Here is a 14,456-nt window from a genome sequence, read left to right as displayed (position 1 = left end):
GGATGAATTTTCTTAACTTCCTGAATGAAGCTGAGTAAAAAATACCTCGCCCACATCGTCTTTGAGTCAAATGATCCCGCATCAAAAACGTTTGATATTGCCCTTTTGGGGATCATTATTGGATCTATCATGGTAGCTGTCCTTGACTCGGTGCAAGATCTTCATCGGGAATATGGGCGACTGTTTTATGTGCTGGAGCTTTCCTTTACTTTTTTATTCACCGTAGAATATGCTCTTCGGGTTTGGCTAACCAGCAAAACCCTGAAGTATGTCATCAGCTTTTATGGTATCGTTGACTTATTGGCCATTTTGCCTGTTTACCTCAGTTTCTTCATTGCCAATACCCAACTTCTATCTGTCATCCGTGCGCTGAGATTACTCAGAGTAATCCGAATTCTAAAACTGGGAAGATATCTTGCTGAGGCGGATTTCTTAAGAGAATCGCTGAAAGCCAGCGCTGCAAAGATTCAGATTTTCCTATTCACCGTATTGACCATTGTCTTGGTCATGGGTACCCTGATGTTTGTGATTGAGGGACCCGAGCATGGATTTACAAGCATACCCGTGAGCATGTATTGGGCTATTGTCACCCTGACCACAGTGGGCTTTGGAGATATTACCCCGTCCACGCCGCTGGGCCAATTGATGGCCTCGCTCATCATGCTACTTGGCTATGCGATCATCGCTGTTCCCACAGGGATTGTGAGCTCGGAAATGGTACGCAGGAGAAAGCCAGAGCATTTTGAATCACTCAAATCCTGCACCTTCTGCGGATTTGAGCGGGTGGAAGAAGGAGATTCTTTTTGTAGAAAATGCGGAAATGAAGTTAACTAAGGCAACCTCTTTTTCCAACCCACCTGCTGTGCCGAATAAATACTTCCCCGCCCGCTGAATACAAAAGCAACCAAACAAGCTATTCCCAGATAAATCCCCGCTTGGTATCCAAAGAGCTCCATTCCCATCACAGTACAGGCTATAGGGGTATTGGTCGCTCCGGAAAAAACTCCCACAAAACCACATCCTGCCAACAAGGCCAAAGGCAGAGGTATCCAAGCGGAAAGTGCATTTCCCAGAGTCGCTCCAGTGAAAAATAATGGGGTCACTTCCCCACCCTTAAATCCTGAACCTAGTGTAAGCCCAGTCAATCCTGTTTTGGCCAGAAAATCATACCAAGGCAACGGGGTCTCAAATGCCTCCATGATTCTAGGGATTCCCAGCCCAATGTAGGTGTAGGCTCCTGTTGAAAAAACAATCATGGCCACTATTGCTCCACCTATGACAGGACGAAGCGGAGGGTAGGAAATAGTTTTTTTGAAAACATCACCGACCAAATGACCCGTCTCAGCAAAAAGCCTCGCAGCAAGTCCAAATGCTATTCCTGCAGGAATAATCCACAGTAAGTTAATTAAAGTATGAGGAGCAATTTCAGCAATGGCATAGCTTGTATGCCCAATGCCCCAGCCCAACTCGCACACCCAATGGGCTACAAAGGCAGTCCAGAACGCTGGAAAAATAGATCTCGGACGAAACTTTCGGTTGAACATCCATTCCAGTGAAAAGACAGCTCCTGCCAATGGAGTCCCAAAAACGGATGCGAAGCCTCCCGCTACGCCGCAAATGAGGATTATTCTCCTGCTTTCCACATCCAGCGAAAAGCACTTGGTCAGTTGATCGGCAAGTGAACCTCCCATCTGAACTGCCGTACCTTCTCGTCCGGCTGATCCACCAAAGAGGTGGGTGAATATAGTCCCAAAAAGCACCAAGGGAGTCATTCGAAGCGGAATGGGATTTTTACTTTGGTACAGTTCTTCCAGAAGCAAATTATTACCCTTCACAGAATTGGCCCCATAATGGTGATAGATATAGCCGATACCGAATCCTACGGCAGGCAAAAGAGCCAAAAGCCATTGGTGACTGTCTCGAAAATCTGTAGCTACAGAAAGCAAAGCCAAAAAAATAGCTGAAGCAGTACCGGACAAAATGCCCACCAAAGTGCCTAATCCGAGCCAATTCAAAAGGTATCTTATCAAGGGATGCTAGTTGAAGGATCTTAAGATGGCACAAAGAACGGAGCGTGTCCAATAATTTGAAATAAAAATCTGAATATTGGCCCAACTCCACTGAACGGACGCCTGTCGCAAAAGCGAACAGGTCAACCAAAGCCGTGATTATGGGTTAAGTAAAAAAACGAAGTATGCAACACATTCTCATCACAGGAGGCTCAGGTCTGGTAGGTCAGCAAATCACCCAGCTACTGGAAAAGAAAGGCTATGAAGTGGCTTGGCTAAGCCGGAGCGCTCAAGGAAAAAAGTCGTTCCTATGGAATGTTGAAAAAGGTGAGATCGATCCCAATGCCATTGAATGGGCTGACGCAATCATCCATCTAGCAGGTGCGGGAGTAGCGGAAAAGCGCTGGACTCCTGAGCGGAAAAAACTCATTTTGGAATCCAGAACTCAAAGCACTCAATTGCTTTTTTCAGCCATTGAAAAATCAGCGAAAAAGCCAAGTACCTTTATCTCTGCTTCTGCAGTGGGGTATTATGGATTCAATACCGGTACTGCTCTGGTAGATGAAAGTAGCAGGCCTGGAAGTGATTTTTTGGCAGAGGTGGTCATCGCTTGGGAAAACGAAGTGAAAAAAATGGAATCCCTCCAGTTGCGTACCGTTCTGCTACGAATCGGAATCGTGCTCGACGCTGAGGGAGGTGCCTTGGGAGAAATGCTGAAGCCTCCAGTGGCAGCTCCTTTGGGTTCGGGTGACCAGTGGATGAGCTGGATTCACATCGAGGATTTGGCGAGGATGTTTGTATTTGCTTTGGAAAAAACCACCCTGCAAGGAATATTTAATGCCGTCGGCCCAAATCCAGCCACCAATCAACAACTCACCAAAGAAGCCGCAGCCGCAAAAGGAAAACCCTATTTGGGAATTGGCGTGCCAGGATTTGCCCTGAAACTGGTCCTAGGTGAAATGGCCGCGATGGTATTAGGTGGAAATCGGGTATCCAGTCAAAAAATTCAGAAGGCAGGATTTGAGTTTGAGTTTCCAGAGTTGAAAACTGCGCTGAAGGATATTTTTTCAAGAAAATCTTAAAGGCGTCTATTTCTACCTATTGCAAACCATAAAACAGTACCAAGAAAAGGCACCAAGAAGACGATCAAAATCCAGATCAACTTGTCGGTTTGATTGGCAAACCTGCTCCTGACCACATCATATATGGTGAAGGCATAAACCAATAATCCGAGGGCCTTCCACATCAGTAGCCTACTTTGGTGTTTTTACCCAAAACCAGATAAACCAAAGGACCGATGATATGGGCAAACAGTAAAATCACAATCCAAATCAGCTTCATGTTCTGATCTTTGAAGTTGGACCTGATCACATCTATCACACAATACACCCAAAGGAGAAAATAGATCAGGGAAAAAAGCAGCATGATGATCAGAAATCCGCCGCCGATGTTTTGAATAAAAGTGAGTGTCATTTTTTCTTGAATTTATCAGATGAAAATCGGGTGAAATCAGCTTGGAAGCTACGTTTTACTTTCCCTTTTTTACTCAATCCCAGGTACATAAGTGGTCCAAGAAATGGGACAAAAACGATCAGGATGACCCATATCAACTTTTGATTGGGCTCCACAAACTCACTTCTCAAGCAATCGAAAAGTGTATACACCCAAAGTCCAATCAATAATAGGCCCGAAAGTTGCCAAAGCATCAATCCGTATCCAGGAATTATCAAATCCATATTGCTTCTTCTATTATTTTTACCACCGATCTAAAATAGCTTTTTTCTAAAGTTTTAAACAAGAATTTAGTCGAAAGTTTACCAATTTACCCTATGAGACGATTTTCCTTTGTCTTTCTTTTGGCCCTAGTTGCCAATTTCAGCTGGGCTCAAGACCTGAGCTTCTACCTGCCAAAAGGCTACACCTACAACCCTGCTGTACCTACTCCAAAGCAAGTCTTAGGATATGAAGTAGGCGAATGGCATGTGACACATGATCAGCTGGTCACTTACATGAAAGCCGTGGCGGCCTCCTCCGATCGGGTGAAATTTGAAGAAACAGGAAGATCCTACGAAAAGCGTCCGCAGACACTGCTGACGATCACTTCCCCTGCCAACCTAGGCAAACTCGATCAAATCAAAGCCGAACGAGCAAAACTCAGAATACCTGGCTCCTCTGTGAATATCCAAACTATGCCTGCGGTCATGTTCATGGGCTATTCTGTGCACGGCAATGAACCAAGCGGCGCCAACGCTGCTTTAGTCGCTGCCTATCACTTTGCGGCAGCTAATGAAATTGCTACTGAGTTGGAAAATATCGTCCTTCTCCTAGACCCAGCCATCAATCCCGACGGACTTAATCGTTTTGCTTCTTGGGTCAATTCCCACAAAGCGTACATCATGAACGGTGATCCCGCTCAGCGCGAACTCAACGAGGCCTGGCCTAGAGGACGTACCAATCATTATTGGTTTGACCTCAACCGAGACTGGTTGCCCGTACAGCATCCCGAATCCAGAAACCGTGTGAAGGTCTTCCAAAGCTGGTTGCCCAATATCCACTTGGATTTTCATGAGATGGGGACGAACAGTACCTTCTTTTTCCAGCCCGGAGTACCTTCTCGAGTCCATCCTTTGACTCCAAAGAAAAACTTTGAACTCACCGAGAAAATTGGCACCTATCACGCCAAAGCCCTCGACCAAATTGGTTCACTCTACTATAATCAGGAGAATTACGATGATTTCTATTATGGAAAAGGCTCCACCTATCCGGATGTACAGGGATCAATCGGGATTTTGTTTGAGCAAGCCAGCTCCAGAGGTCACTTGCAGGAAAGTGCCAATGGCATGCTGAGCTTCCCATTCACGATCAGAAATCAGTTTACCGCCAACCTATCTTCGTATCAGGCAGCCAAGGAAATGCGGGTAGAGCTCAATCAGTGGATGAAGGATTTCTACACCGAAATCAAAAACGAAACCACTGCGGATGTCAACAAAGCCTACATTTTCGGAGCTAAAGAGGATGACGCCCGAAGCTTTCACCTGGCAGACCTGATTCTTCAGCACGACATCAAGGTGTTTGCCTTGAAAGAGGATATCACCGTTAACGGAAAACAGTTCAAAAAAGAAAGTTCCTACATCGTACCTGCCGATCAGCCCCAGTATCGATTGATCAAGGCCATGTTTGAGACACGGACCACGTTCCAGGACAGCTTGTTTTATGACATTTCGGCTTGGACCTATCCCATGGCTTTCCACTTGGACTTCATGGCTCTGAACAGCAAGATTCTAAACCTTGCCAGTGTCAGTCAGGTGGACAAAAACAGCTTTGCGCAAGCACCCGGAAAAGTGATCGGACAGCCCGGCGCCTATCAGTATGCGATGGAATGGACCGATTATTACGCTCCTAAAGCGGCTTATCAATTATTGAAAGCAGGATTTTTAGTGAGAGTATCCAATGCTGAATTTTCTACGGCTGAAGGAAAAACCTTTGGAAGAGGAACCCTTCTGATCGATAAAGGAGAAAGTGGAATGGATAATCAAGGCTTTTTTGCGAAGCTCCAGGAAATCGCCCAAGGATCCCACGTAGACATTCATGCGCTGATGACCGGATATACCGGTGGTGCCAATTTGGGATCCACCTTCATGGCTCCTTTGAAAACTCCGACCATCGCGCTGTTGGTGGATGGTGGAGTAGACAGTGGCGAAGCGGGCGAAATCTGGCATTTGCTCGATCAGCGGATGAAAATGCCGGTAACACTTCTTCCCCTGGATGCAGTCGCCAGTTCCAATTTGGCAAGATACAATGTCATCCTCATGGCGGACGGAAGCTACAGCAGACTTGGTCAGGCGGGAGCTGCAGCCATCAAAAATTGGGTAAGTCAAGGAAATACACTCGTGGCCAAAGGTGGGGCTTTGCGCTGGTTGGCTCAGAATGAAATCGGTAATTTCACTTTCCGCACGGTGGAAAACGAAGAAAAAGGACTTCAAAAGAGTTATGCTGACTTCGAAAATGCCACGGGATCCAAGCAGACGTTTGGGGCGATTTTCAAAGCAAACTTGGACACGACCCATCCAATAGGCTATGGCTACACAGAAAAGGAAATCTATACTTTCCGAAATGACAATTTCTTCCTTGAGCCATCAGCAAATCCATATGCCAATCCACTAGTCTACACTGCCAACCCGCTGGCATCGGGATACCTTCACGCAAGTAATCTACCCGGGGTGAAAGAAAGCGCTGTAATCCGAGTTGCGGGTCAAGGCCGTGGCCGAATTATCGGCTTTGCGGACAATCCCAACTTCCGCGCCTTTTGGTTTGGCACGAACAAACTCTTTATGAATTCCATCTTCTTCGGTCAAGTGATCGACGGAGGCACTACTCGATGAGACATCAAAAATCCCGGATTTGCCTCCGGGATTTCTTTTTTTCCACTCAAGGAAATTTAAATCTAAATTGAACTGATCTAAGTTTAACCGCTCATGAAGAAAGCACTACCCATTTTCGCTGCCTTGTTCCTTTCTGCAGGAATACTCACCACCCAAGAAATGGGCTTTGAGGAATATAATCCGCCCTCCACGCTGAAAGTCCCCCAAAACCCGGTGACACGTGCAAAATTCCCCTTTATTGACATCCACAGCCATCAGGGAGGAATCAACAAATCCCGAATCGATCAGCTTCGCTCCGAAATGGACGAGCTCAACATGGGCATCATGATCAACCTAAGCGGGCGGGGTTTTGGTCAAGGAAACAGCAATGCCCAGCAGGAATACATCCGAGGCATGATGGGTGAGTTTAAGACGCACGCTCCTGGCAGATTTATGGTCTTCACTAACCTAAATTTTAACGGGTTTGGTGATCCAAACTGGACTGCGTTGGCAGTAAAAGAACTTGAGGAAGATGTAAAGGCAGGTGCTGTTGGTCTCAAGATTTACAAAAGTCTGGGCCTCACCTCCAAAGACAATAAGGGTAATCGTATCCCGGTGGATCATCCTGATCTGGACCCGGTCTGGGCAAAAGCTGGAGAACTCGGAATCCCTGTACTGATTCACGCAGCAGACCCTGCTCAGTTTTGGCAGCCGATGGATGCCAACAATGAGCGTTGGTTGGAACTAAAACTTCACCCCAATCGTCGCCGATCTGATACTGATCCTGCTCCGTTTGAGCAGATCATTGCTGAGCAGCACCGTGTGTTTGCCAAGCATCCTAAGACAACGTTCATCAATGCACACATGGGTTGGATGGCCAATGACCTCGATGCCGCCGGTGCCCATTTGGACAAATACCCGAATGTGAACTATGAAATCGGAGCCATCATTGCCGAGCTCGGCCGTCAACCCCGTCGGGCCAAGGAGTTTTTCATCAAGTATCAGGATCGCATTCTTTTTGGAAAAGATGCCTACAATAAAGAGGAGTTTTACACCTACTTCCGAGTGCTAGAGACAGAGGATGAGTATTTCCCTTACTACAAAAAGTACCACGCCTTCTGGAGCATGTATGGATTGGGCCTGCCAGACGATGTGCTGAAAAAAGTCTATTATAAAAACGCACTCCGCATTGTCCCAGGATTGGATAAGACCTTGTTTCCTGAGTAATCGCAGACCATTGCTTTCAGTAGAAAAGCCACGGATGCACAGATAAATAATGGTCTGTGCATCCGTGGCTTTTTCTTAGATGTTGAAATAAATTACCTCTCCTCTGATTTTCGCTGATCTAGAAAATCTGCGAAGATCCGCGACTTTTTCTGCGCAGATCTGCGGAAAATGTCCATTACCTTTCAAAAAAAGTCCTGCTCCGATAGCAATCGGAGGAAAAGCAGGACAGCTTGGAAGAGTTGCCACAGATGCACAGATAAAAAATCTGGGAATCTGTGGCACCTTTCCTTTAAAACTTCATCCTCAATCCCAATAGGAAGTTCGTCCCTGCCTGTGGATAGTAGAAGTTTTCCGTCACCAATTCACGGCCATTTCCTCCTGGAACAAAATAGCTAAAGGTGTAGCCATTTGGTTCATAGAGTTCATTGAAGAGATTGTTGATCAGCAAGTTGACTTCCAATCCTTTGAAGAATCTCGGTGTAGCCGAATAGCTGATTCGCAAATCGTTGGTAAAGAATGCGTCCAGTGATCTGGCTTCATTGGCTGTATTGTCCAAAAACTGTCGGCCTACGTATTTGCTCAGCCAGTTGAGAGACAAGTTTTTGCTAGGCTTGTACTCGATGATCGCCGAGCCCACCACATTCGGTGAAAAGGCAATGTCTGTATTCGTATAAGTAAAGGTTTCTTGTCTGAAATCATCCACGCTGTAGTCATCGATGAACTCGGTAAACTCCCGGATTTTGTTTTGGCTGAGCGTAAGATTTCCTCCAAAGGTCCAAGCAGATGAAAGTTGGTATGCACCATCCAATTCGATACCCGCACGGTAGGAAGAAGCTACATTTTCGCGGATGTAGGCACCTACATCGTTGATCTGACCAGTTAGAATCAGCTGATCTTTGTAGCCCATGTAGTAGAAGTTGGCATTGTAGCTGAAGCCTCCTGCCTTGGCACGGACACCGGCCTCCACGTTATTCAGGCGCTCAGGTCTGGGTACTTCGGTGATGGGATTGTCTGTAAAATCCGAACGGGTGGGTTCTCGGTTGGCCACGGCATAGCTTGCGTACCAGGTTTGATTTCCTTTTTCATAAGAGAATCCAAACTTGGGATTGAAAAAGGTATAATTGGCCTGTCCGTCCACAATTCTCAGATCATCATTGACACCGATAAAGGAGTAATTGATCCCTCTCAACTGTAAGTCTCCAAAGAGATTCAAGCCCGGCTTGATCTCATAGGTTGCTTTGGTGTAGATATTCCGATCATCCTTGATGGCATTGTTGTCGTAGTACCGATCGCGGATATTGGTATTACCCGCAAATCGAGCCCAGATAATTTCTCCAAAATGACCTCCATCGTAGCGATTGGCACCGCCACCGATGATAAAGTCCAGCTTACCATCCGTAGATACATAATTTGCCGAACCGACGAATCCGTAGAAATCATTGTCCAGCCAACGGCGGCGGATGATATCGGACCGGGAAATGACCTCATTGCCAACCACCACATTGGGTAAATTGTAACGAGATAGACGATCATTCTCCCTGAACTGCTCATAATAGCCTCGGCCGTAGGTGTAATGAAGAGCGAGATTCGTTTTCCAATTGGATCCGACTTTTCCGGTGTAAATCAACTGGTAATGATCCTGCTGGTAATTGTCGGTTTCGTTGTCGTAGGTGTAAAAATTATCTCTTCTGTCTGTTTTCAGCTTGGATTCGGGAAGACCATACCAGCTTTGGTAAGTTTGCTCCCTTCCTGAGAAGGCAACGAGCTTAATGACGCTTTTTTCTCCATAATATCCACCAGATACAAACCAGCTATTTAGATCAGAAAAGGCTCGATCCACATAGCCATCAGATGTGATTTTGGAGAGGCGGGCATCGACTGCAAAACGGTTATTAAGTAGGCCGGTTCCAGCTTTGACGGTATGTCTCCAAGTATTGAAAGATCCGAAACCATTGTCCAGCTCTGCATAGGCTTCATCCCTTCGGGTGTCTGTCTGAAAGTTGAGACTAGCGCCAAAAGTGGCTGCCCCATTGGTGGAAGTTCCCACTCCACGCTGGATTTGGACATTTTCGACCGAGGAAGCAAAGTCCGGCATATTTACCCAAAAGACTCCATGTGATTCTGCATCATTGAGTGGAATACCATTAATGGTCGCATTAATTCGAGTTTGGTCAGAACCACGGATTCGAAGTCCCGTATAGCCAACGCCCGCCCCGGCATCGGAATAGCTCACTACGGATGGTGTAAAATTGAGCAAAATGGGAATATCCTGTCCCAAATTTCGCTTGGCAATTTCAGACTTATCCACATTGGAAAACGTCGTTGGGGTACTGCCAGAAGCTCTTGTTGCCGATACGATAAACTCCTCTGTCAGGAAGTCTTTTGCTTCAAGTTTGACAACCAAGTCACCGGTGAAAGGAATGGCAATGGTCAGTCGCTCGGTCTCATAGCCAAGGTAAGAAACCCGGATTTCAAGATTTCCCTGTGGTAGTTTATTGAGGGTAAATTGTCCATTTTCATCGGTAACCGTGCCCCGATTGGCTGTTTCGGTCCATACCGATGCTCCCACCAAAGGCGCATTGCTTTTGGCATCCACTACTTTTCCGCTGAGGCTGGTTTGTGCCCAAGCAGTCAAACTGGCCAGATAAAGAATCAAGCCTAGAACTGTTTTATTCATGATTACTTTTCCCTTTCGGGTGTTTGAGTGAAACATTAGAAAACCCAGGGGAGGTTTTCCGTGATTGTTTACCCGTTTTGCGAAGCGGTACAGCAAACAAATCCAACGAAGGCTAGCACTTCGGCAGAATCAATTCACATGTACGCTACGCTTTCTCATTTCCCTTCGCCGGCATTACCCGGATCAGGTCGTATGGGTATGATCTCAGCCCGTTGTATTAAGGCACCCCTTATGATCTAGAAGCAAAGGTACGAGCGAAAAGTTTTTTTCCAAGGCCTTCTGATCAATCGAACAGGGTAATCTCTTTCAATAATTACCATTCTATCCTAATGTGAAAAAAAAGCAGGTCAAAAATTTCACCATGAAGAGAATTAAGGACATTAAGAGTTGCCTTTAAAGCTAATAAATGTGGAATTTTCCCCAGAAAAAGATTAGTCGATGTTCTTAATTTTCTCAATGGTTTACATCTATTGATTTTCAAAAGGAACTTACTAGATCCTTTCCTTCCATCTTTTAAAAAACCAAATGTTTAATGCAATTTCCCTGATCAATCACTTTTTTATAACTTCAAATTCAAACCTCAAACCCATAACCAAATGCGCCTTTACAAACTGACTTCCGGAACCCTTTTGGAGACTGATTCTGAGATTTTTCTGGGTCCCGAATTGGATTGGGATCAACTCCTAGGACGGGAACATTTGCCCCAATTGCTTAAATCTGAGGCTACCCATTGGGAAAGAATTTCTGAAAGAGAAGCCGAGCAACTCAAATCTGAAGGCCTTTTGGCACCCATGGGAAATCAGGAAATCTGGGCTGCTGGAGTGACCTACTACCGAAGCCGAACAGCCCGCATGGAGGAATCCAAAGATGCTGGAGGAGCGGATTTTTACGACAAAGTGTATGTAGCCGATAGACCCGAGCTATTTTTCAAAGCCACGGCCAGCCGAGTTACCAATCCGGGTGAGACGGTTAATATTCGAAAAGATTCCACTTGGGATGTGCCCGAGCCTGAGTTGACTTTGTTGATATCCCCGTCGGGAAAAGTACAAGGATTCACGGTAGGCAATGATATGAGCAGCCGAAGTATCGAGGGCGAAAATCCGCTCTATTTGCCTCAAGCAAAGGTGTATCAGGGCTGCGCATCGGTTGGACCTTGTATTTTACTTCAGGAAGAAATGCTTGACGACTCCACCAAAATCAGTTTGGAAATTCTAAGAGGCGGAAAAACCGAAGCATCAGGTGAAACCACTTTGGCTCAAATGAAACGAAAGCCACAGGAACTTGCCAATTGGTTGTTCCGAGCCAATACCTTCCCGATCGGTTGCCTGATGATGACAGGAACAGGCATTGTGCCGGACAATTTTACCTTACAGGCTGGTGACGTGGTGAAGATCACCATTGAAGGCATCGGAACATTGGAAAATAAGGTAGGATTGATCTAAACGATGTCACTTTACTTTCAAAAACAACTCAAACTTCCTAATTATCCTCAAGGCTACCACCTGATTACTGATCTGGTGGTACGGTCTATTCCTGAAATAAAGGAAATCCGAATCGGATTTTTGCAGGTGTTTATTCAGCACACTTCTGCGGGGCTGTGCATCAATGAAAACGCTGATCCGACGGTAAGAAAGGATTTTAAGACTTTCATAAATGAATTAATACCAGAGACTTATCCACGATTTGTCCACAAAGATGAGGGTGCAGACGACATGCCGGCGCATATCAAAAGTGCTTTTTTCGGTACAAGCGTTCAGATTCCCATCAGCGGTGGAAAACTTGCCTTAGGAATCTGGCAGGGGATTTATCTTTGTGAATTTAGGCACCATGGAGGCCTTCGAAACTTAGTCCTTACTGCTTTTGGCACTTCCTAATCCATTGAAAATCCTTGATCACCATTAATAAAATTCCTTGGATTGGCTGTTGAAGCAAACTTATTTTTGCACGATTACGACCTTACATGAAAATTAAATTTGTACTGATTATACTGACAGGATTTCTTTTAGTCAGTCATGCTCGATCTCAAAGTTTACCTGCTCGGAACGCATTTGCATTTAAACTCAAAGAACCTATCCAATTGGATGGCATTCTTGATGAGGCAATATGGACAGATCCGGAAGGTTGGAACGGGAACTTCAGACAATATTTTCCCTCAGACACTTCCAAATCCCCGATAAATACCCGTGTCAAGGTCGCATTCGATGCTGAAAATCTGTACCTGGCTGCCGTGATGGAAAATAACGGCCCACGAAACTATGTATCTACTTCACTTAGAAGGGACTTTCGGGGAGAGCAAAACGATGCGATTGTTTTTGTTTTGGACACCTTCAATGATAAAACCAACGCATTTCAGTTTGGAGTAAACCCATACGGGGTACAAAGGGAAGGACTTGTGTCGAACGGAGGTACAAGGTCAGAAGACCTAAGCTTAGCATGGGATAACAAATGGTTTTCAGAGGCAAAAATCTTTGAACAACATTGGCAGGTCGAAGTAATTATTCCGCTTTCAACGCTTCGGTTTAATGAAGGTGCCCAAAACTGGAATGTCAATTTTTATCGAATAGACAGTCACTACGGCGAGCGAAGTACATGGTCTCCCATCCCGAGAAATATCCCGATCATTTCCACAGCTTTTCTCCAAAAGCTCATTTTCGAAGAGCCTCTCAAGAAAAAAGGTTCGGCCAACGTCTCCCTCATCCCTTATGTGGCCGGTAGAACTTCCCGTAATTTCTTGGAAGGAACTCAAGAAAACCTAACACCGGCAGTAGGTGGTGACGCCAAAATCGGGATAGGACCTGCGTTGAACCTCGACCTTACCTTCAACCCGGATTTTTCTCAGGTAGAAGTAGATCAACAAGTGACCAATTTGGATCGTTTTGAGATCTTTTTCCCGGAGCGAAGACAGTTCTTCCTTGAAAATGCTGACCTCTTTGAAAGCTTTGGACAACCCCGATCCAGACCCTTTTTCTCCAGAAGAATCGGAGTGGACATAGACTCCGCAACCGGTCAAAATGTGCAAAGCAAAATCATCTACGGCGCCCGACTCAGCGGAAAACTTAATGAAAACTGGCGTATCGGTGCCATGAACATGCAAACGGCTACGGATGAAGATGCCGGAATCGTTGGAAAAAATTTCACCGTGCTGGCCCTTCAGAAGAAGGTATTTACCCGATCTAATCTAGGGCTGATCTACGTGAATAAGGAGTCGCTGGCACTCGATGAATTCAAACAGCTATTTGATCCCACTGCCTATAACCGACTAATCGGTGCAGATTACAACCTCAACTCGTCCAATGGAAAGTGGACTGGAAAGGTCTTCTACCATCGGACATTTGAGTCAGCGGATGTGGAAAAACCCTATTCCTTTAATGCCTACATGCTCTTTACGGACATCCATTGGAACTGGACCTTTAGCTTTCAGGATGTAGGAAAATCCTTTAATCCCGAAGTAGGCTTTGTGCCTCGCGTGGACTTCAAGCGATTAAATCCTGACGTGACTTACTTGTTTTATCCCAAATCCAAGTTGATCAACCGACATGGTCCAAAGCTGGAGTTTGAAGGCTATTGGAATGAAACTCTCGGAACCACCGATAGGGATATCAATCTTGGATACATTGTTCGGTTTAACTCATTGGCCGAACTTGAAATCAGCCAAAGAAACCGTTTTGTATACCTTTTCAGTGATTTTGACCCCACCCGAACGGGAGGTGAACCTTTGGCTGCGGGCACAGAGTATCGGTTCCGAAATGTACTGGTGGATTACCGAAGCAATCCCAGAAACATGTTCAACCTTCAATTGCTCGGGGAATTTGGGCAGTATTTCACAGGAAATATTCAGCGGATTACCACCCAAACAGGCATCCGATTAGGGTATTTGGCCAATATTTCAATGAATTTCAACTATGCCCGAATCCGAATGCCAAAGCCTCAAAACGATGCGGATTTGGTGTTGGTAGGACCTAGAATCGACCTGACTTTTACCAAAAATCTGTTCTGGACGACCTTTATCCAGTACAACAATCAGATCAACAATATCAATATTAACACCCGACTACAGTGGCGCTATGCACCGGTTTCGGATTTCTTCCTGGTGTACACCGATAACTATTTCCCGGGAGACTTTATGCCCAAACAGCGTTCGCTTGTGTTTAAGCTGAATTATTGGTTGAATTTGTAGGACAC

12 protein-coding genes and 1 riboswitch are annotated in these 14,456 nt (G+C 45.6%); of the genes, 7 read left to right on the top strand and 5 right to left on the bottom strand.

Translation table 11 applies throughout. The features are described 5' to 3' along the window. Positions 1–24 precede the first annotated feature (24 nt). A complete protein-coding gene (locus ACFPIK_RS07635; RefSeq protein ID WP_377913861.1) occupies positions 25–834 on the top strand; it encodes an ion transporter in 810 nt (269 codons plus the stop codon). Here ACFPIK_RS07635 and ACFPIK_RS07630 read toward each other — a convergent pair. After that, positions 831–2,030 carry a voltage-gated chloride channel family protein gene (locus ACFPIK_RS07630; RefSeq protein ID WP_377913859.1) on the bottom strand — a complete coding sequence of 400 codons (1,200 nt, stop codon included), beginning with the start codon at positions 2,028–2,030 and terminating at the stop codon, positions 831–833. The two genes, ACFPIK_RS07635 and ACFPIK_RS07630, sit on opposite strands and share 4 nt — an antisense overlap. Positions 2,031–2,194: 164 nt before the next feature. Between ACFPIK_RS07630 and ACFPIK_RS07625 the strand changes: the two genes are divergently transcribed. Beyond that, a complete protein-coding gene (locus ACFPIK_RS07625) occupies positions 2,195–3,091 on the top strand; it encodes a TIGR01777 family oxidoreductase (RefSeq protein ID WP_377913857.1) in 897 nt (298 codons plus the stop codon). Here ACFPIK_RS07625 and ACFPIK_RS07620 read toward each other — a convergent pair. Genes ACFPIK_RS07620 through ACFPIK_RS07610 form a run of 3 tightly spaced genes read right to left on the bottom strand, consistent with a single transcriptional unit; the run spans position 3,088 to position 3,745 of the window. After that, positions 3,088–3,255: a PLD nuclease N-terminal domain-containing protein gene (locus tag ACFPIK_RS07620; RefSeq protein WP_377913855.1), complete on the bottom strand. Its 168-nt coding sequence runs from the start codon at positions 3,253–3,255 to the stop codon at positions 3,088–3,090. The two genes, ACFPIK_RS07625 and ACFPIK_RS07620, sit on opposite strands and share 4 nt — an antisense overlap. After that, positions 3,255–3,482, bottom strand: coding sequence for a PLDc N-terminal domain-containing protein (locus tag ACFPIK_RS07615; protein WP_377913853.1), 228 nt, complete (start codon positions 3,480–3,482; stop codon positions 3,255–3,257). The genes ACFPIK_RS07620 and ACFPIK_RS07615 overlap by 1 nt, the downstream gene beginning before the upstream one ends. Continuing rightward, on the bottom strand, positions 3,479–3,745 hold the full coding sequence (locus tag ACFPIK_RS07610; protein ID WP_377913851.1) for a PLD nuclease N-terminal domain-containing protein: 267 nt from the start codon (positions 3,743–3,745) through the stop codon (positions 3,479–3,481). The genes ACFPIK_RS07615 and ACFPIK_RS07610 overlap by 4 nt, the downstream gene beginning before the upstream one ends. A 93-nt stretch (positions 3,746–3,838) precedes the next feature. Between ACFPIK_RS07610 and ACFPIK_RS07605 the strand changes: the two genes are divergently transcribed. Beyond that, complete coding sequence (locus ACFPIK_RS07605) at positions 3,839–6,391, top strand: M14 metallopeptidase family protein (RefSeq protein WP_377913849.1); 2,553 nt, start codon at positions 3,839–3,841, stop codon at positions 6,389–6,391. 93 nt (positions 6,392–6,484) lie between these two features. Then, on the top strand, positions 6,485–7,597 hold the full coding sequence (locus tag ACFPIK_RS07600) for an amidohydrolase family protein (RefSeq protein WP_377913847.1): 1,113 nt from the start codon (positions 6,485–6,487) through the stop codon (positions 7,595–7,597). A 289-nt stretch (positions 7,598–7,886) separates the two neighbouring features. Here the strand turns inward: ACFPIK_RS07600 and ACFPIK_RS07595 are convergent, their stop codons facing one another. Further along, on the bottom strand, positions 7,887–10,274 hold the full coding sequence (locus tag ACFPIK_RS07595) for a TonB-dependent receptor (protein WP_377913845.1): 2,388 nt from the start codon (positions 10,272–10,274) through the stop codon (positions 7,887–7,889). A gap of 143 nt (positions 10,275–10,417) precedes the next feature. Next, positions 10,418–10,514: riboswitch (TPP riboswitch) on the bottom strand. Positions 10,515–10,870: 356 nt separating this feature from the next. Here ACFPIK_RS07595 and ACFPIK_RS07590 point away from each other — a divergent pair. The 3 genes from ACFPIK_RS07590 to ACFPIK_RS07580 all read left to right on the top strand — a co-directional run bounded on the left by ACFPIK_RS07590 (position 10,871) and on the right by ACFPIK_RS07580 (position 14,451). Next, positions 10,871–11,716 (top strand): fumarylacetoacetate hydrolase family protein, encoded by an 846-nt coding sequence (locus ACFPIK_RS07590; protein WP_377913843.1) that lies wholly within the window; start codon positions 10,871–10,873, stop codon positions 11,714–11,716. A 3-nt stretch (positions 11,717–11,719) separates the two neighbouring features. Further along, positions 11,720–12,148, top strand: a complete 429-nt coding sequence (locus tag ACFPIK_RS07585) for a secondary thiamine-phosphate synthase enzyme YjbQ (RefSeq protein ID WP_377913842.1) — start codon at positions 11,720–11,722, stop codon at positions 12,146–12,148. An 86-nt stretch (positions 12,149–12,234) separates the two neighbouring features. Continuing rightward, positions 12,235–14,451, top strand: coding sequence for a carbohydrate binding family 9 domain-containing protein (locus ACFPIK_RS07580; protein ID WP_377913840.1), 2,217 nt, complete (start codon positions 12,235–12,237; stop codon positions 14,449–14,451). Positions 14,452–14,456 lie beyond the last annotated feature (5 nt).

The sequence above is a fragment of the Algoriphagus aquatilis genome (assembly GCF_042657405.1).
GTDB classification, from domain to species: domain Bacteria; phylum Bacteroidota; class Bacteroidia; order Cytophagales; family Cyclobacteriaceae; genus Algoriphagus; species Algoriphagus aquatilis.
The sequence above is the reverse complement of the archived record's forward strand: the minus strand, read 5'-3'. Positions and strand labels throughout refer to the sequence as shown.

Coding starts and splice junctions, on each gene's coding strand:
- ACFPIK_RS07590 (WP_377913843.1), top strand. CDS start 10,871: ATGCGCCTTTACAAACTGACTTCCGGAACCCTTTTGGAGACTGATTCT.
- ACFPIK_RS07610 (WP_377913851.1), bottom strand. CDS start 3,745: ATGGATTTGATAATTCCTGGATACGGATTGATGCTTTGGCAACTTTCG.
- ACFPIK_RS07620 (WP_377913855.1), bottom strand. CDS start 3,255: ATGTGGAAGGCCCTCGGATTATTGGTTTATGCCTTCACCATATATGAT.
- ACFPIK_RS07605 (WP_377913849.1), top strand. CDS start 3,839: ATGAGACGATTTTCCTTTGTCTTTCTTTTGGCCCTAGTTGCCAATTTC.
- ACFPIK_RS07585 (WP_377913842.1), top strand. CDS start 11,720: ATGTCACTTTACTTTCAAAAACAACTCAAACTTCCTAATTATCCTCAA.
- ACFPIK_RS07625 (WP_377913857.1), top strand. CDS start 2,195: ATGCAACACATTCTCATCACAGGAGGCTCAGGTCTGGTAGGTCAGCAA.
- ACFPIK_RS07600 (WP_377913847.1), top strand. CDS start 6,485: ATGAAGAAAGCACTACCCATTTTCGCTGCCTTGTTCCTTTCTGCAGGA.
- ACFPIK_RS07595 (WP_377913845.1), bottom strand. CDS start 10,274: ATGAATAAAACAGTTCTAGGCTTGATTCTTTATCTGGCCAGTTTGACT.
- ACFPIK_RS07615 (WP_377913853.1), bottom strand. CDS start 3,482: ATGACACTCACTTTTATTCAAAACATCGGCGGCGGATTTCTGATCATC.
- ACFPIK_RS07580 (WP_377913840.1), top strand. CDS start 12,235: ATGAAAATTAAATTTGTACTGATTATACTGACAGGATTTCTTTTAGTC.
- ACFPIK_RS07635 (WP_377913861.1), top strand. CDS start 25: ATGAAGCTGAGTAAAAAATACCTCGCCCACATCGTCTTTGAGTCAAAT.